The 19,838-nt window shown below is 34.9% G+C and carries 24 protein-coding genes; 2 read left to right on the top strand and 22 right to left on the bottom strand.

The genetic code is table 11. From position 1 onward, the window contains the following. Positions 1-290: 290 nt before the first annotated feature. The 16 genes from U473_RS00320 to U473_RS00245 all read right to left on the bottom strand — a co-directional run bounded on the left by U473_RS00320 (position 291) and on the right by U473_RS00245 (position 11,453). Positions 291-1,991: a hypothetical protein gene (locus U473_RS00320; RefSeq protein ID WP_068722336.1), complete on the bottom strand. Its 1,701-nt coding sequence runs from the start codon at positions 1,989-1,991 to the stop codon at positions 291-293. Between the two features lie 120 nt (positions 1,992-2,111). Then, on the bottom strand, positions 2,112-2,465 hold the full coding sequence (locus U473_RS00315; protein ID WP_068722334.1) for a DUF2577 domain-containing protein: 354 nt from the start codon (positions 2,463-2,465) through the stop codon (positions 2,112-2,114). Continuing rightward, a complete protein-coding gene (locus U473_RS00310; protein ID WP_068722332.1) occupies positions 2,465-4,630 on the bottom strand; it encodes a tape measure protein in 2,166 nt (721 codons plus the stop codon). The genes U473_RS00315 and U473_RS00310 overlap by 1 nt, the downstream gene beginning before the upstream one ends. After that, complete coding sequence (locus tag U473_RS00305) at positions 4,623-5,093, bottom strand: hypothetical protein (RefSeq protein ID WP_068722330.1); 471 nt, start codon at positions 5,091-5,093, stop codon at positions 4,623-4,625. Before U473_RS00305 ends, U473_RS00310 begins: the two co-directional genes overlap by 8 nt. 17 nt (positions 5,094-5,110) lie before the next feature. After that, positions 5,111-6,022, bottom strand: a complete 912-nt coding sequence (locus U473_RS00300) for a sigma-70 family RNA polymerase sigma factor (protein ID WP_068722328.1) — start codon at positions 6,020-6,022, stop codon at positions 5,111-5,113. A gap of 11 nt (positions 6,023-6,033) precedes the next feature. Beyond that, on the bottom strand, positions 6,034-6,459 hold the full coding sequence (locus U473_RS00295) for a hypothetical protein (protein WP_068722326.1): 426 nt from the start codon (positions 6,457-6,459) through the stop codon (positions 6,034-6,036). 74 nt (positions 6,460-6,533) lie between these two features. Then, positions 6,534-7,277 (bottom strand): hypothetical protein, encoded by a 744-nt coding sequence (locus U473_RS00290; protein ID WP_068722324.1) that lies wholly within the window; start codon positions 7,275-7,277, stop codon positions 6,534-6,536. Then, on the bottom strand, positions 7,249-7,557 hold the full coding sequence (locus tag U473_RS00285) for a hypothetical protein (protein WP_068722322.1): 309 nt from the start codon (positions 7,555-7,557) through the stop codon (positions 7,249-7,251). The genes U473_RS00290 and U473_RS00285 overlap by 29 nt, the downstream gene beginning before the upstream one ends. Before the next feature lie 19 nt (positions 7,558-7,576). Next, the gene (locus tag U473_RS00280) at positions 7,577-8,137 is read right to left on the bottom strand and encodes a hypothetical protein (RefSeq protein WP_068722320.1); all 561 of its coding nucleotides are present in this window, start codon (positions 8,135-8,137) and stop codon (positions 7,577-7,579) included. Positions 8,138-8,260: 123 nt separating this feature from the next. Beyond that, positions 8,261-8,419: a helix-turn-helix domain-containing protein gene (locus U473_RS14430; RefSeq protein WP_153012058.1), complete on the bottom strand. Its 159-nt coding sequence runs from the start codon at positions 8,417-8,419 to the stop codon at positions 8,261-8,263. A gap of 435 nt (positions 8,420-8,854) precedes the next feature. Beyond that, entirely contained in the window at positions 8,855-9,103 is a 249-nt protein-coding gene (locus U473_RS00275; protein ID WP_068722318.1) for a Mor transcription activator family protein, read from the bottom strand. Positions 9,104-9,421: 318 nt separating this feature from the next. Continuing rightward, entirely contained in the window at positions 9,422-9,895 is a 474-nt protein-coding gene (locus tag U473_RS00265; RefSeq protein ID WP_068722314.1) for a hypothetical protein, read from the bottom strand. Between the two features lie 295 nt (positions 9,896-10,190). Further along, positions 10,191-10,652, bottom strand: a complete 462-nt coding sequence (locus tag U473_RS00260) for a hypothetical protein (RefSeq protein ID WP_068722312.1) — start codon at positions 10,650-10,652, stop codon at positions 10,191-10,193. Between the two features lie 21 nt (positions 10,653-10,673). Continuing rightward, positions 10,674-10,985 (bottom strand): hypothetical protein, encoded by a 312-nt coding sequence (locus U473_RS00255; protein ID WP_068722310.1) that lies wholly within the window; start codon positions 10,983-10,985, stop codon positions 10,674-10,676. Positions 10,986-11,019: 34 nt separating this feature from the next. Next, entirely contained in the window at positions 11,020-11,247 is a 228-nt protein-coding gene (locus U473_RS00250; RefSeq protein WP_068722308.1) for a helix-turn-helix domain-containing protein, read from the bottom strand. Continuing rightward, positions 11,244-11,453, bottom strand: coding sequence for a helix-turn-helix domain-containing protein (locus U473_RS00245; protein WP_068722306.1), 210 nt, complete (start codon positions 11,451-11,453; stop codon positions 11,244-11,246). Before U473_RS00245 ends, U473_RS00250 begins: the two co-directional genes overlap by 4 nt. A 161-nt stretch (positions 11,454-11,614) precedes the next feature. Between U473_RS00245 and U473_RS00240 the strand changes: the two genes are divergently transcribed. Both U473_RS00240 and U473_RS00235 read left to right on the top strand, forming a co-directional pair. Beyond that, positions 11,615-12,019 carry a helix-turn-helix domain-containing protein gene (locus U473_RS00240; protein ID WP_068722304.1) on the top strand — a complete coding sequence of 135 codons (405 nt, stop codon included), beginning with the start codon at positions 11,615-11,617 and terminating at the stop codon, positions 12,017-12,019. Positions 12,020-12,184: 165 nt separating this feature from the next. Next, on the top strand, positions 12,185-13,399 hold the full coding sequence (locus U473_RS00235; protein ID WP_068722302.1) for a tyrosine-type recombinase/integrase: 1,215 nt from the start codon (positions 12,185-12,187) through the stop codon (positions 13,397-13,399). Positions 13,400-13,430: 31 nt separating this feature from the next. Here U473_RS00235 and rlmD read toward each other — a convergent pair whose 3' ends face one another. The 6 genes from rlmD to gatC all read right to left on the bottom strand — a co-directional run bounded on the left by rlmD (position 13,431) and on the right by gatC (position 19,799). Continuing rightward, positions 13,431-14,831: a 23S rRNA (uracil(1939)-C(5))-methyltransferase RlmD gene (rlmD, locus tag U473_RS00230; RefSeq protein WP_068722300.1), complete on the bottom strand. Its 1,401-nt coding sequence runs from the start codon at positions 14,829-14,831 to the stop codon at positions 13,431-13,433. A 30-nt stretch (positions 14,832-14,861) separates the two neighbouring features. Further along, complete coding sequence (locus U473_RS00225; protein ID WP_068722298.1) at positions 14,862-15,749, bottom strand: diacylglycerol kinase; 888 nt, start codon at positions 15,747-15,749, stop codon at positions 14,862-14,864. A 62-nt stretch (positions 15,750-15,811) separates the two neighbouring features. After that, complete coding sequence (locus U473_RS00220) at positions 15,812-16,519, bottom strand: sirohydrochlorin chelatase (RefSeq protein ID WP_068722294.1); 708 nt, start codon at positions 16,517-16,519, stop codon at positions 15,812-15,814. Between the two features lie 61 nt (positions 16,520-16,580). Continuing rightward, the gene (gene gatB, locus U473_RS00215; RefSeq protein ID WP_068722292.1) at positions 16,581-18,017 is read right to left on the bottom strand and encodes an Asp-tRNA(Asn)/Glu-tRNA(Gln) amidotransferase subunit GatB; all 1,437 of its coding nucleotides are present in this window, start codon (positions 18,015-18,017) and stop codon (positions 16,581-16,583) included. Positions 18,018-18,021: 4 nt separating this feature from the next. Continuing rightward, the gene (gatA, locus tag U473_RS00210) at positions 18,022-19,488 is read right to left on the bottom strand and encodes an Asp-tRNA(Asn)/Glu-tRNA(Gln) amidotransferase subunit GatA (protein ID WP_068722290.1); all 1,467 of its coding nucleotides are present in this window, start codon (positions 19,486-19,488) and stop codon (positions 18,022-18,024) included. Positions 19,489-19,505: 17 nt separating this feature from the next. After that, entirely contained in the window at positions 19,506-19,799 is a 294-nt protein-coding gene (gene gatC, locus U473_RS00205) for an Asp-tRNA(Asn)/Glu-tRNA(Gln) amidotransferase subunit GatC (protein ID WP_068727302.1), read from the bottom strand. Positions 19,800-19,838 lie beyond the last annotated feature (39 nt).

The following is a 19,838-nucleotide window of genomic DNA, read 5'->3' as shown; positions in this document are numbered from 1 at the left end:
ACCTTTTACCCAAAGATTGATAATACTAAAAATCTGTATTATAATAATACTTAATGATACTTTGCTTTAGGTAAAAGATAGTAAAGAATAAAAACCACGACAACCGCTAATTGTCGTGGTTTTTATTTTGTTCTATAAGCAATCCAATTCTTGAAATGCTTTCAACATCTTTGGAAACTGAATTGCAATCCAATCAACTACTTCTTCATCATTCGCAAATGTTTCAGTATCAAGACCTGATTCATATAAAAAGAACATGGTAATTAGCGGTTACCATGTTCTTTTTATTTTTATGCCTTTTTAAGTATAATTCCAAGTATGCCTAATAATAAGCCTATCTTAATGACTTCCATCCAGGGCATACCGCTGCTTTCTTCCTGAATAGGTTCAATTCTTTCTGATGCAACAAGTTCTTGAATATAAGGTTGTTCAATTGCTTCTGAATCATCACTATCATCAGCACCTACATTCACATTGATATTGATTGAAACACCTTCATCATTCACTTCAAATTCAATAGGATTACCAGGTTCAATATTGATGGATGGTTGTCCATTATTTGAAGGTAAAGCACCACTATAAGGAAGCTGTGTGCTATTTTCTCGTGTGTAGCTTGAACCATTATCAGAATAGAAATAATTATTGACTGTCGAATTTGGGTTTATATCTGAAATATCAGCATTTAAAGAAGATGAATGTTCCTGCTCACTGAGAATCTTACCATTTTGCGAGTCAGAAGCATTTTCATCCTGGTTTTGGTCATCAGATGATACATCTTGTTCAGTGTCATTTGGTTCTTCCTTGTCATTTGGCTGTTCATCAGCTGGGGGTTCTTCATCAACTGGTGTTTCATCTGTCGGTTCTTCTACAATTGGTGTATATTCTTCAACCAAATAGGTCAATCCGTTTGTCAGTCCAATGATTTCTGTTCCTTCCAGTGCATCACCTTCTGATTCATTCGTTGTCAATGAACCATCACCTTTCACATAATGAATGGTATCATCCAGTGTAACTGTATAATGCTTTCCTGCTTCCAATCCTATAATCTTACTATCACCTGCTGTTCCTAAGGATGAAGGGGCAAGAATTACTTCTGTTGGTAATAATTCATATTCAAGTTGTAAGTATCTTGTGTATGGTTCCCCATCAGAATAATCTGCAAACCAACCAATAGGGTTTATTCTTTCATCATTGCCATATAATTCTTGCAATGCTGCATCTGAATCATCAAACCCCATCCAACCTACATTAGCAATTTCAGAACCACCAATGGATGCAATATTGCCGTATAGTTTTGTTTCGGAAATAGTCATTGCACCATGGTTATAAACACCACCGCCCACATTACCTGCTTCATTTTGTGTGATTGTGCTTTTGGTAATATTAACAGTAGAACTGCTTACACCATTGTAAATAGCACCACCATTTTCTGTTGCATTTCCATCTATGAAACTGCAACTATCGAAAGATAAAATTGCATCACCACTTATTGCTACGTGACCACCATTTAATGCCTTATTATTTTCAAAGGTGCAATTACTAAAATAAATTTCACCACTTGCAGCACTTATTACACCGCCATTTGAACTTGATGCAAAATTTTTAAAAACTACATTATCAAAAGTAACATTATTGCTAATGTCTATAAAAGGATATTGGGAAGAAATTCCAACACCATCAAATACTAAATTTCTAAACAGAATATTATATCCACTCTTCACATAAATCAGACTGGTGTTGGAATTTCTTCTTAATGTTATCGTTTTATTAGAATCACCAATTATGGCATCTTCTAAAATATTCATACCTGCATCAATTGCAATAACATCACCATCTTCGGCTTTTTCAATAGCCATTTGTAAATCAGACAAATTTGATACAATTGCAATTGGCTTTTCTGCATTTGCATATACCTGAACAAACTGCACAATCCCTAATAAGCACACTACCAACATTAAAAATAAGAAACGGTTTCTCCATCTTTTGTTCATCTTGTGAACCTCCCATTTTTTTTATTAGCAGCAAACACTGCTTAAATAAATTTTATATTGGGATAGCAGATGGACAAAGAAAACAGACCCCTGAACATTAAGTTCAAAGGTCTGTCAAAATTAAAGCTTATGCCATACAATAAATTTCTGATCACCTTGCATTCTAAGCATTAAAACATTGTCACCTATTTCCAATGCATTATGAAATGTTATTTCCTTAACACCTTGAATTTGATGTGTATGGTTATCTGTTGATTCTGTTGACCAGTTCACTGTGACTTTGGATTTATAGTCTTTCACATTCCTTGTCAGAATAAGATGCTCTTTAGATAACGTCATTTTCTGTTCTACATTTATTTTAAGAGGGGAAACACTGGTGACTTTTCCAAATTGTATTGCAGTTGGATAAGTTGTTGCTACTGCACCTAGTGCAATTCTTTTAATAAGGTTGACTAAATAACCTGCATCACGCATTAAATATGCACTCCACTTGATGATTTTTCCATAGCTTCATGAACACCTTCACCAAGGTAATCTATTATACCATCTAAATCCATTTCTGAATTGATATTGTTATGGTTTACCATTTCAACTCTAATTTCATTGGTTGTATATCTATTTACTGCATCTTGTTCAGCCAAATCACGCATATATTTTAAATCCTCTGATGAAATATCCACTGAATCTTTAATTGCACCAGTATTTTCAGCAGTATCTGCAATGTTCCCTGGTACTGCACCTATATCACTAGACATTGCATAATCATTTGGGTCAGGAATATCACCCACATTAAATAAATCAGATGGATTAAAACTTGAAACTTTATCTTCAATACCTTCACCTAATGAATAACCTGCATTCCATGCATCACCATATTCCCACCTTTTCAAGCCAAGACTTTCAGCACTCAAATCAAGTTCATCAATGACATTTTGATAGTTTTCATTTGGTGCATATTCTGCAACTACTGCATCTGCCATACCTTTTAAACCTGACCGCCATCCTGCAACCGTATCTGCCATGTTTGAACCGAATACGAAGTCCATAGCAGAAGCAATTTTTTCAAGTACCGCAAGAACACCATCAGCCATACTTTGGAATAAGTAAATGACAGATGAAACTGGATTTTGAAACACGTTTCCAATGAAATTAGCAATCCTAATGAATGGATTAATTAAACCGTTAATAACACCAAGAATAAGGTCAAACAATCCCAAAAATAAATTCCATAGGAATGCACCTAATGTAGAAAATACACCAAACACAATTCCTGTTGCACTAATAGAAGTACCTGCAAATTTATTTATTGCTGCAATTGCCATATATAGCACTGTGACAACTGCTATAATTCCAATGATGATCCAGGTAATAGGTGAAGCAAGTAATGCACTGTTTAATGCCCACTGTGCTACTGTTAAATTATTTGTAGCTGCTGTTTCTGCAATCGTTGCACCAGTTTTAACAGCCATTGCAATAGCTTGTGCAGTTTGGATTGCTGTACTGATTAAGCCTAGTGTATTGGTTATCGCTAAATATCCTGCATATACTCCAAGTGCTGTTCCAACACCATAGATAACAGGTTCAATAATGGACCAATTATCATACAAGAATGAACCAATTCCAATCATTAAATCCAATGTACCCATTGCTACACCTGACAAGGTAAGTAGTGAATTTGTCACATTGTCCACCATTCCCTGAAACCTATCACTATTTGCAATCTCATTCATTCTCGTTAATAGTGGTTGAAATGCCATTAATGCTTGATTTTGAATACTCGTTGCAATTTGACCAAACGTCATTGGCATTTGTTCAAATTGTTCATTAATTTCACTTGTAGCTGAAAGCATTGCATTTTTAACAATATCTGCTGTTATCTGTCCTTCTGATGCCATTTCTCTAATTTGACCTATCGGAACATCTAAATAATCAGCAATTGTTTGAATGACGTTTGGTGCAGCTTCAAATACTGCATTCAATTCTTCACCACGTAAGACCCCTGAACCTAAAGCTTGGGTCAATTGCAAACTTGCTGAATTCATTTCTTCTTGAGAAGCACCTGCAATGACAAACATTTTATTCAAGTTTTCCGCAAATGCAATGGTTTCTGCATTAGAACTAAAAGCATCACCTGCCCTTTGTCCTAATTTAGCAACTACATCTGCTGTTGCTAAATATGAACCCCTTGACCTTTCAGCAGCAGCATAAATCATATTTTGAAGTTCTTCTGTGCTTTGAAGTCCATCATTCATCATGTTCAATCTTGCGGTTGTTTGGGTAAGTTCATCTGATAGATTAATTGTTTTTACTATTGAAGCCAAAGTTGCATATGTTGCAACCAATCCTATAACTTTATCTTGTAGTGAATCTATTGCTGATGTTCCATTTCGTATATCATTATTCAATCGTTCTTGTGCTTCTTCATTTTCCCTAATGTTTTGAACCATTTGGTCAAGTTCAACATTAGCAGCATCAATTTCCATCCTTGCAGTATTAAAACTTGAAGAATCAAAGGAATTGTTTAAAGCTGCATCCATATCATCAAAAGCACTAACTGTTGATTGGATTGCATTGGTAATATGCTGTAATGGTGCTGACATAGCATCATATATTTCAATTTGTGTTCTTATACTAGCCATTTTTAACTTCACCTACCTTTCGATTAAACAATCTTTTCAGGTTAAAGGATGATTTTTGATGTTTGTCACTATTGTTTTGATAAATTCTTCTTTGCTTTTCTAACTGAAAAAAGCTGTAATAAAAGTGAATTGCTTTTTCAAAACCGTTTTCTTTAATGAACTTGTCTATCTCTTCATTCGATAATTTCTGAAATGGTTTAAAAATCTTTCGCATGACTTCATACAAACCTTTTTCACTATTTAGCTGTTCATCTGTTAATTGCATGATTTCTTGAATAAGAGTAAGATTTTTTTGATACATTGAATCATTTTTGTTTAAGAGAATCTTTCCATCCTTTGTTAGACTGGCATAGTCAGAACAATTTTCACTGTCAAATGTGATTTCCTTAATTAATCCTGCATTAATATGTTCAAAATTAACCGCCAATAGGTTTTCATTAATCACTTCAATATTTTTATTCATGGTTTTCACCTACCTTTTTAAAGATTTGCTATATTGTTCAATAAATTATCTACCTTCGATATTTCTTCTTGAATTTGGATATTTTTCATTGCAATAAATTCAGTTGATGACGTTCTTCTATCTTTAAATTTCTGAACTCCATATTTGTAACTTATCCTACTGTCATAACCAAATCTTTCTATTGCCAAATACTGAAGCCATTGTTTCTTTGATAATAGATGTAATGCTTTCTTTTCAATCTGTTCCACCCTTGTAGCTGATATTTGCTTATTTAAAGCAATTTCAGTCAATGTGCAGTTGTTTTTATACTTTTGAATGATAATATCCCTTTTTAGTTCATCCAGTTCGTCTACTGCTTTCCATACATCACTTGATAATTGATTCTGTGTCAGTCTTTCAGTTACATCTTTTTCTAAATCATAATTATCAGAAACTACTTCTGATAACGTCTTACCTTCCAAGATTGGTGCATCCAAATTAATATAATCAATTTCTGAAATGTACCTTTCCAATTCTCTAAATACCTTCTTGCTGATTTGTAAGTGTTCCATGTACTCATCTTTTGTTGGTTCTCTACCATAATCTTCAAGAAAAGCTTTTTTTAATTTATGGTAGTTAGATATCCTTTGAAGTAAGTATTCAGGAATCCGTTTTGAATGTTGGTTTGAGTGAACATAACGAACAATTTTTTGAAGCACTCGCCAATGTGCATAAGTCAAAAACTTAAAATTCAATGCAGCATTATGGTTTTCTGCAGCTTCCTTTAATCCAAAATATGCTTCTTGCATTAAATCTTCTATATCCACTTGCTTTGAATATGGATATGCCCACTTCATTAAAATCCCTTGATTTTGTTGGTAGAGGATGCCCAAGTTTTCTGTTACATTAACACCTGATTGTATAAGTTCCACTAATTCTTCATTGGTCATTCCCTCACCGCCTAATTCATTAGTTCATTCAGAAATACATGTGGGTAAATCCATATCGCCATCTTTTCCAATCCTTTGTTGATGATTCTATATACTGTTCCAACGTCTATATCAAATTCAAAAGCTACTGTTCGCTTGGGTTTCTTATTGAATAAACAACTATAAAAAATAGCAAATTCTTTTTCATTTAATTGGTTTTGAACTTTGTTCAATGCTTGTTGAATTTCTTTAATAAGATGAATAGCATCTGTTTTCATATGTTCATACAAAGAATTATTACTTAATTGTTCAATTAAATAGTTAAATTGTTCAATATCAGCTTTTACCAGTTCAATTGCTGATGGTTCTAATTTCAACAATCTATGTTTTTTCAGTTCTTTTATCAATGCATCCCCTATTTTGGCACTGACCATTTCTATTAAACTTTGTTCAATCATTGCATCAATCCCCTAATCTAGCAGTTAAGGGAACAAGGATTAATTTCACCTTGTTCCCCTTTTGATTCAAGCTATTAAGCAGTTTGGTTTGCTACTTGTTCCACACCATCAATTTTTTTAAGTTCATCTTCAAGTTTTTTAGCCAATGCAACAATACCTTCTTCACTTGCTATTTCTTCATATGATTCTATTGGTAATGAATATTTATAACCATTGATAATAAATGTTTCACCATTTTCTTTGTCATGCATAAATAGTTTTTCTGCAATAGATTCCATTTCATTAAATATATCCAGTATCATTTCGATTTCATTAAGCTTTCCAAATGTTTTAGGGAAGGTGCTTTTTCCATTGGCATCTTCCATTTGTCCACCATTAGCTTTAACACGCTTTTTAATGATGTTCTTGAACAATTTCATTTGGTCATGGTCATCTATGAATTTTTTTAGAATAGGATAGGCACTATCATCCGTAATATCTTCACCTTCAATATCCAAATACCTTAGTGCATTACTAATTTGTGTTTCATAGTCAGCAGGTTTTTCAAATTCAGTCACATATAATGGCATGACCTTTTCTTTAGTACCTTGAACCAGTGCATTCAGTTTTTGATTCAAGGTTGTGTTTACTTTGGTCACATTACTAACAACCGATTCAAGACCATCCTTAATTTGCTTATGAATATGGTCAGCTTGATAAATATTCACCTTGTCTTTCCATTCATCAATAACTTCCCGCATACTCTCAATGGCAACTTCTCTACTCCCTTGATAAGCTGCAATTAAATCTTCAATGGCTTTTCTTAACCCAATTTTCACCGTTAATTTCCCCTTTCGTATTTGCTTCAAATGGATTTATTAATTCCTTATAACCTGCTTCTTTCAGTTTTTTATTCATGTTGTTGTAAATTACTGCAATCTTTGAATCATAGTTATTATTGACCTTATGAATCATTTTGGATTTTTCAGCAGCGGTTAATTTTAACTGATACAATCCAACCCTTTTTGTTTTAGTATTCGATACAACCAACAATGCTTTTTTCTTTTCCTGGTGAAGCTTTAGTACCTTGTCCAGTTGTTCAATGATGAATTGATACATAGAAATATCCCCACCTATATTAAAAACGCTTGGTGAACTCATGAAGCTTGTTTAATGCCTTTGCTTCTTCTGTGTCTTTGGTCATAAAATCCCAATTTAAAGCTGTCCTTGGTGTAGTGTTGTCTTTTTTAGCAGCTAGGATGGCATGTATTAATTGATTTGCAGCACCATTAATTTTCATAATGTCTGATTTAATACTATCTGCTTGAACCAGTAATGCTTTCAGTTCTTCACACTTTGCTTTTAGTTGTGCTTTATAGTGACTATTCACTTGCCTTTGAATATCATCTAATGCATCATAATCAATTGCATATAAATTAACGTCATCACCATAGGTATTCAACACATCATTGACCATTTTCAATTGTTTTTGAGCATCTTTTAATTCTGATTCTTTGGTCATTGCATTTTCATAATCATGATTTTTAATTAAAGTATTCAATTCAGCTTGAAGCTGTTGAACGCTTTCTTGTAAGGTTTTCTGTTGCTGTTCTAACTGCCTTTTCTTTTGAAGTTCAGTATCATCCACACTAGCTTTAATAGCGGTTCTGATATTAGTTATGAATTCTTGTTCTGTCATTTTTTCATCTTTCCTTTCGTTTTTAATATTTTTGCCTTAGGGTTGCCTTAGGGTTTCTTAGTAATTTTGAACCTTAACATTTGCTAACATTTAAAATGCAACCAACTTATTTATTTTCTAAAGTCAACATTTGTCAACAACTTCTTTCCCCTTTTTTAGGGTGTCACTTATGTCACTATACTTTGAAATCCATTCTTGCAATGTCTTTCGTGTTATTCCGATATTTGAAGCAATCTGCTCATTTGTCAGTCCGTTCCTTGCCTTTTTTAGGGACTGACAAATCTGACTATATTTATCTTTCCCCTTTTTTTAGGGTGTAAGAAATGTCAGGATACTTTTTCTTCCACTCATTTAATGTGGAACGTGCTATCCCCATATTTGATGCAACTTCTTTTTTAGGGTGTCTTGAATGTCTTGATACTTCTTTTTTAGGGTGTCGGAAATGTCGGGATGCTTATTAGGGTCTCTAAAATCTCTAGTTTTACCTAGTAATTCGTTTGAAAATGATTTTGTTCCCTTTGAAAGTCAGCAAAGGGAACGCATATTCCAAAAGCGTAAGATAAATTTCATTATTTTCCCATACTCAAATTATACCTTCCAAAAACATAGCTTGTCATAAAAAACCACAACATTTAGATGTTTTTCGGAAAAATGATAAAAAATAATACTATATATTGAATATTAACTTTCAAAAAATTGACCCATATTTAATGTGGGTCAATTTTTACCTGCTAGTATTTTATAGATATATCCTTTAGACAAATCAAACTGTTCCGCTAACTCTTGAATTGATTTACCTGAATACGATAGATTTCTAATGTATTCATTCCTAGTTTCAGGATTGGGGAATTCAGGCATTTTATTTGGAATATACACTTGTGAATCAGCGTATTTATCAATTAATCTTAATGCAGCTTCTTCACCAATAATTGGCTTAATTTCTGCAAATGATACGGATTTTGGCAATATCAATTCCCCCCTTACAAATAGAATTCAAGTTCCTGCTTCAATGTGATTCGCTCCCATCCAAGATACTTCCTGATGCAATTCATAGCATCAATCATGGCTTTGATTTCCCCATAATGCGGATTATCAGAAAGCTTTTTATATTTACCTGTTCTATGTTCTTCAATAAACCAATCCAGGGTTACTTCATAATGTGCTCTAATAGAATTCAATACATGGTCTATGATAATCACATCCAATCTTGATTTAGATTGGCTTCACATGATAAAATCAAAGTGCGAATTCAATAGTATCACGTGAAGCCATTGTGTAATTTAATTATGCAGTGGCTTTTCTCATGCTTAGTACCAAATCAATTGCTTCTGAAATATACCCTTCCAAATTATCCATGTAATCTTGTATACCTGATGCTTTATATTTGAAAGATAATTCATCCATCAATACTGAATATACTTCGGACACATGAACACTAGATGCAGGTTTGACCTTTTCCATAGCTTTATTAATATTCAACAGATGCATCACTGTTTCCAATAATGATGTGTATTGTCGATAATTCATAAATTCAATGGTAATGCCTAAATCAAATGACCTTAACAGCGTATTTATTGCAATAATTTCATCTGTCTTTGTGGCAGGTAAACGGTAAAACTGCAATTCACCTTCTACTTCTTCCGTCACAATTAGTAATGGCACTCCTTCCTTCTTATCAGGAACAAGGTCTAAACCGACAATATTTAATGGATTGATAGATTCAATGATTTCATCTAATGTCATTTCAAAATTTTTCATTTACATTTCCACCTTTCTAAATTTAACTGATTTACCATGAACCTTGAACCTTACCATGAACCGTTATAAACCCTTATGTATCAAGGCTTTCAAGCGTTGCGGTTCAAGGTTCAAGGTTAGAACCTATATATTATTTATTTTTAGGGTATTTATATATTTCTTATATATTTTTTTATTTAATATATAAGAAATGAAATGTACCTTGAACCTTGAACCTTTTATCTGATAACCCTTGATATGACTGTAATTTAAGCGGTTCAAGTTCGGTTCAAGGTGACAGTCACATTGAACCATATTAAGAGTTCCACCAGTTACTTTTGCCATTCGTATCAACCTTTTCTTCCCTTTCTTGTTCTTTAATTATGAAGATTCTATATTTCTTCCCTTTGATTTTCTTATTAATGATTTTGAAACCAAAGTATTTAATAAGAAACTGTGAAAAAGCAATTTGATTCATGAAGTCGGGAAGCCCACCTGCTTCACAACGACTAACATATTTTTGATAGACTTCATTTGTTGCTTTTCCATCAACTAAACCTTCGTAAATCAGATTTTCAATGATTTGAATTTCTTCCATATGCCAATCAATAAATGCTGCCAAATTCTTTTTAATTGTTTCAGTAGGCTTGTAAGTGTTTAATTCACTTACCTTTTGATTGAGTATCTTCACAATACGTTCTTTTCTTGCCTGTTCAACTTCATTCAATTTGGGTTCAGTATCTTTGAATTCTTTTTCAAATTCTTCATATGATTTCATATCATCTTCCTTTCTCTTTCCTTATTTTGAAAAATCATTAAATGATTCTTCATTTAGTAATCTTTGCATACTGACACTTTCACACCCTGATAATTGGGGAAATTCATGTTGTAGTTTCCTTCTGATTCTTCCCACTGTTTCAAACTGGGGAAGTCCATATTCCTTTAATGATAGGAACAACTTTTTGAATCCAATCTTGTCAATATCAATTCCTTTGCTTCCAAGAATCTTCTTCCCCACTAAATAAAACAAGTAATTGTCACTGTTCCTGGATTGTTCATCATTGGTCAGGATATACATGACCAATTCAGACGTATTTGTAAATTCATCCATTCTATGCACCATCCTTTTTACCTTATTCATGGGATTAACTAGATTTATCGGGGTAGAGTTGTTTTATTTGTTGTGGTTTGGTTAAATCCATGCCTTCATACTTTTCCAAGAATTCCAACAAAGCAGACCTTCTAATTTTGTAGTTTGGAAGTTTCAAAACTGGAAGCAACCCTGCTTTAATAAGTTCATAAACGTATGCAGGATTTGTCTTTATTAACTTTGAAACTTCATTGACGGTATAAAGAACATCATTTTCACTCATAGTTTATTCCCCCCTTCAATTAAATCTTCAACCTTCACGTTCAGTGCTTTTGCAATCTTTCCAACTGTCATTGGTCTTGGGTTTTGTGAGCCATTCTTCACCCTAATGATTGTCACTTTTGAAATGCCTGTTAAATTAGAAAGCTTTTCAGAAGTAAAACAATTTCTCGCCATTGCTAAATCAAACTTATTTTTGTCGATTTTCAATAATAACACCTCCTGTAACGACAATTTAATTGTCGGTTTATAAATTCATTATAGTCAACTAAATTGTCGTTGTAAAGTGGTTTTATTAAATTTTTTATATAAAACTTGATTTTAATTGTCGTTATGGTATCATTAAGTTAATATTTGAAAGGAGTTAAAATATGGATTTGTCCAAAATTGGAGGTAATATTAAAAAAGCAAGAAAAAACAAGAAGCTAACCCAACAAGAATTAGCTGACAAAATCGGTAAAACTGAAAGTTCAATTAGAAAATATGAAAAAGGTTTAGTACAAGTTCCAACTGATGTTCTTCAACAAATAGCAGACGTTCTTGATGTGAAGTTATCTGAATTAATGGGTTGGGATGAATTTGATAAAAGATTCAATTCAAATGAAGAAGTATCAAAAGAAGTGAAGTTAATTGAAAATGTAAAATCATGTTTTGGTGAACAAGCTAAAAATCTATTAGAGGATTTTACATCATTAAATGAAGTAGGACAAAGCAAAGCTTTAGATTATGTATCTGATTTAGTTGAACAAGAAAAGTATCGTAAACCAAATGAATAAAAATAAAACAGCCCCTGTGCTGCAACACAAGGACTGTTTTCACATAGATACCTTACAAATCCAAAGGACCTGGAATAGTACCACTGATAACTGTATTATATCATGAATCCTTTGGAGTTATAAAGGGTGTATTACTTATGCCCATTTTAGAAAGGATTGATGATTATGACTGGTGGAGTAAGAAAACGTGGAAACAACTGGTATTACTATTTTGATTTAGGTAAGGTTGATGGAAAAAGAAAGAAAATCGAAAGAAAAGGTGGAAGAACAAAAAAAGAAGCAGAAGCTGCTTTAAGAAAAGCACTTCAAGAATATGAGAATGCAGGGTTACACTTTGAACCAAGTGAAATATCTGTTGCTGATTACATGGATTATTGGTTGAAAAACTATGTTGAAATGAACTGTAAATACAACACTATTGAAGGTTATTCACGAATTATCAAGAATCACATCAAACCTTCACTTGGAGCATTTAAAATAAAATCAATTACACCTGCTGTTCTTCAACAATTTGTTAATGAAAAATCAAATATGGGTTATTCAAAGAATCATTTAGTAAATATTATTTCAGTTCTTTCAGGTTCATTTAAAGCAGCGGTTTTCCCTTACAAGTTCATCAAGGATAACCCAATGCAATATGTGAAGTTGCCAAAGAACGAAAATAAGAAATATGAAACTGACAGAAAGATTATATCCCAGGATGAATTCAAAAGGATAATTGAACGATTTCCTAAAGGCAATCCATTCTATATCCCATTACAAATTGCTTACCATACTGGAACAAGGGTTGGTGAATGTTGTGCCTTGTCTTGGGATGATATTGACTTTGAAAATAAGCTTATTGAAGTAAAAAGAATCTTGGTCAAGAAGGAACATAAACAATGGTATTTTGGAACTCCCAAGACCCTTTCATCTATTCGCAAAATTCCAATTGGAAACACTTTACTTGAAATATTAAAGAAACATAAGAAATGGCAAATAGAGAACCGTTTGAAATATGGTCAATACTTCAACTTTTATTATGTTGATAAAAATGACAGGATTTATTCAGTTGATGGAACAAAAGAAAATAAAACCACTGATGATTCAATTCAATTTGTTTGCACAAAAGAAAATGGTGAACTGGTTACACCTGAATCAATCAGATATTGCAGCAGGGTCATAAACTATGAATTAATGATACAATTCAATTTCCATGCTTTAAGGCATACACACGCTACTTTGTTGATTGAATTAGGTGCTAACATGAAAGATGTTCAGAAAAGACTTGGACATTCCAGGTTAGCAACAACAATGGATACTTATTCCCATGCAACTGAAAAAATGTCAAAGGATACAGTAGATATATTTGAAAGACTTTTCCACCCACAATCAAAATAGGGTGGCAATAGGGTGGAAAAACCGCCCTTTTTTATTTGTCCAAACCCCTTGAACCCTTGCTATTACTGGTTAATAAACAAACGGTTTCAACATGGCTCGTCTGCGGGAACATATCAACCGGCTGGACCTCAACCGTCTTAAATCCTCCATCTTCTAACACTCTTAAATCCCTTGCCAAGGTGCTAGGATTACAAGATACATAGACCATCCGTTTAGGTTTAAGCTCGATAATCGTTTGCAATAATGCTTCATCACAGCCTTTTCGGGGTGGATCTACCACAACAACATCAGCTTTGATCCCCTGTTCCACCCACTTAGGAATGACTTTTTCTGCTGCTCCTACTTCAAAGGTGACATTCTCAATTTCATTTATTTCAGCATTTCTTTTCGCATCCTTAATGGCTTCAGGAATGATTTCTACTCCATAAACATGTTTGGCTCGTTGTGCTACGAATAAGGAAATTGTTCCAATGCCACAATATGCGTCTATGACTATTTCTTCACCGGTTAATTCTGCATATTCAAGCGCTTTATCGTATAATACTTTGGTTTGCTCTGGGTTTACCTGATAAAAGGAACGAGGGGAGATTGCAAATTTGATATCACCTATGGTGTCGTAAATCACATTTCTTCCCCATAATGTAATTGATTTTAGTCCTAAAATCACATTGGTTCGTTCTTCATTTATATTTTGAACAAGGCTAGTTAACTCTGGAATTTCCTCCAAAATTTTTTCTACTAATTGCTCCTTTTTGGGGAAGTCCTTTCTGCTCGTTACTAGGATCAGCATCAGTTCACCTGTATTTGCTCCAACCCTTGACACCACATGGCGCAAAATCCCTGTATGTGTCACTTCATTGTAGGCAGAAATGCCTAATTCTTCTGCAATCCTGCGTACATCTTGTACCATTCGATCATTGGCTTCCTGTTGAATTACGCACTTCTTCATATCGATCACTTCATGGGTACCCTTAGCGAAAAATCCTGCAACAAGGCCACCTTCCCGTTCAGCAAAAGGCACCTGTGATTTATTGCGATAATTCCATGGATTCTCCATACCTAATGTAGGATGAATGGTCACGTCCTCTATTTTTCCGATTCTTTCGAGGTTATCTTGAACGATCTTTCTTTTTTGATCCAATTGTCCTTTATAAGAAAGGTGCTGTAATTGGCAGCCCCCACATTGTTCGTAAATGGAACAGGTTGGTTTCACACGATCTGGACTAGGCTTAATCACTTGAAGTAAACGGGCAAATCCATAGTTTTTATTGGTCTTGGTTATTTTTACTTTTGCAATTTCTCCTGGAAGAGCGCCAGAGACAAACAGAGTATATCCTTGGTATTTACCTACTCCTTCGCCATTATGACCTAATCCTGTAAACTCCATTTCAATCGTTTGGTTTATTTTCACTGGTAATTGCATGGTTGCCATAGATGTAACCCCTTCTTCGTTATAAATCCTCTAGGGAATAAACACTTCAATATGCTTTGATAGTATCTCAAATTCTCCAGGAAGTTTACCCCCTAGTTCCCCGTCCAAATTTATCAAAACTGGGTCTGGTCCATAAGAATACACTTTTAAATGACTGGTTTTAAAATGAATAATATTTTCATCATGTAAATGTTCTCCCTTTAAAGCAAGGGAAGCCAAACGAACGAAATCAGGAAGATTTGTTTTCTTTATGGCAATGACGTCAAATAAGCCATCGCTTAGATCTGCGGTTGGTGCCAATTTTTCAAATCCTCCTACCGAGTTACTGTTTGCAATTAAAAATAACATCACTTCTTCTCTAATAACCCTTTCATCTGTCTCTAGCGTGACATGAATTGGCTTTAAAAAAGGAAGCTTTTCTATTCCATGAACATAATAAGCGAGTTGTCCCAAAACTGTTTTTAATTTACTCGGTACCTCATAGGTTAATTCGGTTAACGTTCCGCCACCAGCAATATTAATAAAGTAATTGTCATTATATCGCCCAATATCAATAGCCATGCTATTTTGCTGACCGATAATTTTTGCTGCTTTTCTATAGTCCTTAGGAATTCCCAACGCCCTAGCAAAATCATTGGTTGTGCCTGCAGGAATAATTCCCATTTGCGGACGCTTTTCCAACATACTTAGCCCATTGATCACTTCATATAAAGTGCCATCGCCACCTGCAGCAATCACCACATCGAATCCTCTTTCTGCCGCTTCTTTTGCCGCTCTTGTCGCATCGCCATATCCTTTAGTCCGATGACACGAGGTTTCTAATCCATAGCTTTCTAAGATATCTAATATTTCTGGTAATCGCTTCTTGACTTCTTCCCTTCCAGAAGTAGGGTTATAAATGAAACGAGCTCGTTTCAACAGAATCACCTAATCCTTTGAATATAGTATCTATTACTTCCATTATTTTACTATACACGTTTTTACACACTTTGGAAAGTCTCGATTAAACTTTCTATCCATTTTGCTATCCAACTACTAGGTAGATAGGCTTCACCCTTATATTTTACAGGATATCCTTCAATCGCCTTAGGAATCTTCTGATCTGTAAACAATCCTTTACTTAGAAACATCGGAACCACAATGGTTGTTAAGCCATTTAGCTGGTTAAGTTGTTTTTCAATGGTATGAGGAAGAAAGGTAGCATAATGAACTAGGGCATAGTCAGTTTGTTCTTTAAGTTGTTTTACTAAACTAGTTAAGATCCTTTCCCATCTTTCATGAAAGATAGACTCATCACTACCATGGGCAATCAATAGGAGCGCTTCTTCCTCTGGATTTACAGATAACTGCATCGCTTGGTTAATCATGTGCTGAACCACATAGAAGTGGTCATCCATGCATGATCCAAAATGAAAGTGTAAGCGGTTACTATGATTAAATAATATGCTTTTAGTTTCTTCGATATGTGTACTACCTGATGAAACAAACATTGGGATGACAAAGACTTCCTTTGCTCTCAACTCTTGAAGTTGGTTAATCCCATCATTAATTAAACGACCTTCTACTTTTTCTAAAAAGGAAGTCACAATCGGATAGTCAGATTTTACCTTCCTTATTTCGTGATCCACCAATTCAACCCAATGTTTATTTCTTGATCCGTGGGCAATGACCCATACAGCTTTCTCCATTTTACTCTTTCCCCTTATAAAAATGGAGGTCCCTTGATGGTTCCTCCATTATATCTTCAGTTTAACTCTGTTCATTTAATTTTTCCAAGATCAACTTGTTGACAAGAGCTGGATTAGCTTTTCCTCGGCTTTCCTTCATCACTTGCCCAACTAAGAAGCCTAATGCTTTTTCTTTCCCATTTCGGTAATCTTCTACTGATTGAGTATTATTAGCCAATACTTGTTCAACGATTTTAGCAATTTCACCCTCATCGCTAATTTGAATCAGGCCTTTTTCTTTGACAATCGTTTCTGGGGCTTTACCTGTCTCTAACATTTCCCTTATAACGGTTTTCGCAATTTTATTACTTATCGTACCCTTTTCGATCAGCTGAACCATATCACCTAAGCCTTTAGAAGTAAGCTTACTTGCTTGAATCTCTAAGCTTTGCGCATTTAGATATCCTAAAACTTCTCCCATGATCCAGTTGGATACAGCTTTTGCATCCTGCGTATAATTCAAGGTTTCCTCAAAGAAGTTAGCTAAAGCCTTAGAAGAAGTGAGGATTTCTGCATCATAAGCAGGTAACCCATACTGATTGATATACCTTTCTTTTCTTGCATCAGGAAGCTCAGGTATTTCGCTTTTGATCCTCTCGATCCATTCCTCATCAATGATCGTATCTACCAAATCTGGATCAGGGAAATAGCGATAATCATGGGCCTCTTCTTTGCTCCTCATCGTAATGGTGACGCCTTGCTCTTCATTCCAGCGAAGCGTTTCTTGAATGATTTTGCCCCCTGCATCTAACACTTCAGCTTGTCTTTTTTCTTCATATTCAAGGGCTCGTTGTACCCCGCGGAAGGAGTTCATATTTTTTAGTTCTGTCTTGGTGCCAAATTCTTCTTGTCCAACAGGCCGTAAGCTGATATTGGCATCACAGCGTAACGAGCCTTCTTCCATTTTTACATCAGAGACGCCTGTATATTGAATAATGCTTTTTAATTTTTCCAAATAAGCTCTTGCTTCTTCAGGGGAACGAAGATCTGCTTCTGATACAATCTCGATCAATGGTACCCCTACACGATTATAATCGACTAGGGTTCCTTCCCCATTTTCTGCATGAGTTAATTTTCCGGCATCTTCTTCTAAATGGAGACGATTGATTCGAATCTTCTTCTTTTCTCCATTCACCTCGATTTCAATCCAACCATTACGTCCAATCGGTTTATCATATTGTGAGATCTGATAAGCCTTTGGTAAATCAGGATAAAAGTAATTCTTACGATCAAATTTTGTTTCTCTAGATATTTCACAATTTAATGCCAATGCGGCTTTGATGGCAAACTCTACTGCTTGTTTATTTAAGATAGGCAACACTCCTGGATGGCCCAAACAGATCGGGCAGGTATGGGTATTCGGTGGTGCGCCAAATTCAGTCGAGCAGCCACAAAAAATTTTAGATTCTGTCGATAACTCAGCATGAACCTCTAAGCCAATCACTGTTTCATATCCCATTTTCCTACCCCCTTCTCACTGGTGCCTTTAATTTATGGTGTTCTGTATATTGTTCAAAAGCATAAGCCGCTTTTAATATGGTCGATTCATCAAAATGCTTGCCAATAAGCTGCAAGCCAACTGGCAATCCATCTACCAAACCGGCAGGAATACTAATGGCAGGTAATCCAGCCAAATTGACGGGAACGGTTAATACATCATTGATATACATGGTTAACGGATCGCTTATTTTTTCACCAATTTTAAATGCTGTTGTTGGCACAGTTGGCCCAAGAATCAGGTCATACTTTTCAAAAACATTTTCAAAATCCTGCTTGATTAAGGTTCTTGCTTTTTGGGCTTTAAGGTAGTAAGCATCATAATAACCTGAACTTAAAGCATAGGTCCCTAACATGATTCGCCGTTTTACCTCAGAGCCAAAGCCTTCACTGCGGGTTTTCTTATACATCTCGATTAGATTCTCTGCTGAATCAGCTCGAACGCCATAACGAACACCATCATAACGTGCTAAATTGGATGAGGCTTCAGATGGTGCTAAAATATAATAAGTGGCCACAGCATATTCAGTATGGGGTAAAGTAACCTCTTCCCATGTAGCACCTAAGCCTTCAAATACTTTCAGAGCAGCTAGGATCTTTTCCTTTACTTTTGGTTCGATTCCTTCACCCATATATTCCTTAGGTACACCAATTTTTAATCCCTTGATCTCCCCTGTTAAAGCTGAAAGATAATTGGGAATCTGTACATTGGCAGATGTGGAATCATATGGATCGTAACCTGCAATCGCTTGTAAGACATAGGCTGCATCTTCTACATTCTTAGTGATTGGTCCGATCTGATCCAAAGAGGAAGCAAAAGCAACAAGACCAAATCGGGAAACCAAACCATAAGTAGGCTTCAAACCTACTGTTCCGGTGAAGGACGCAGGTTGGCGAATTGAGCCACCGGTATCAGAGCCAAGTGCATAATAGACTTCTCCTGCTGCGACTGCGGCTGCTGACCCTCCACTTGAACCACCAGGAACATGGTCTAACTGCCAAGGATTATATGTGGGATGAAACGCCGAATGTTCTGTAGAAGAGCCCATTGCAAATTCATCCATATTGGTTTTGCCCACCATGATCGATTGCTCTGCTAATATTTTCTTATATACGGTTGCGCTATAGATTGGCTGGTAATTGGCCAAAATTTTACTTGCACAAGTGGTTGTAACCCCTTCAGTGACAATATTGTCTTTGACCCCAGCGGGTAATCCAGCTAGGATTCCAAGCTCTTCTGATTGTTTAATCTCTTCATCGATTTGCTTTGCCTTATTTCTAGCACTTTCTTCATCAATTAGTAAAAAGGCTTGTACCTCTTTTTCTACCTCTTTAATTCTTTTAAAAGACTCCTCTACTAAATCTGTAGAAGTCAAATCTCTATTTTTTAAACGAGTATGTATTTCTGTCATCGATAAATCAAATAAAGACAAACTGCCCCCTCCTTTTCTTATCCTTCCATCACAGCAGGTACCTTAAATTGTCCATTTCTGTGGTCTGGAGCATTCTTTAAAGCGACCTCTCTAGGAATTGAATCTCTTTTTTCATCTTCTCTTAACACATTGCTAAGATCTAATGCATGACTTGTAGGTTTCACATGTTCTGTATCTAGTTCATTTAACTTTTGGGCAAATTCCAAAATAGAGTTTAAATGTTCTGTATATATATCTACTTCTTTTTCGGTTAATGATAATCTGGCAAGATTGGCTACATGTTGAACTTCTTGTGTTGAAATACTCAATATGAACACCCCCCCTTAGGCTTTAAATATTTACACGATTAA

The sequence above is a fragment of the Tepidibacillus decaturensis genome (genome assembly GCF_001561915.1).
Taxonomy (GTDB): domain Bacteria; phylum Bacillota; class Bacilli; order Tepidibacillales; family Tepidibacillaceae; genus Tepidibacillus_B; species Tepidibacillus_B infernus.
The sequence above is the reverse complement of the archived record's forward strand: the minus strand, read 5'-3'. Positions and strand labels throughout refer to the sequence as shown.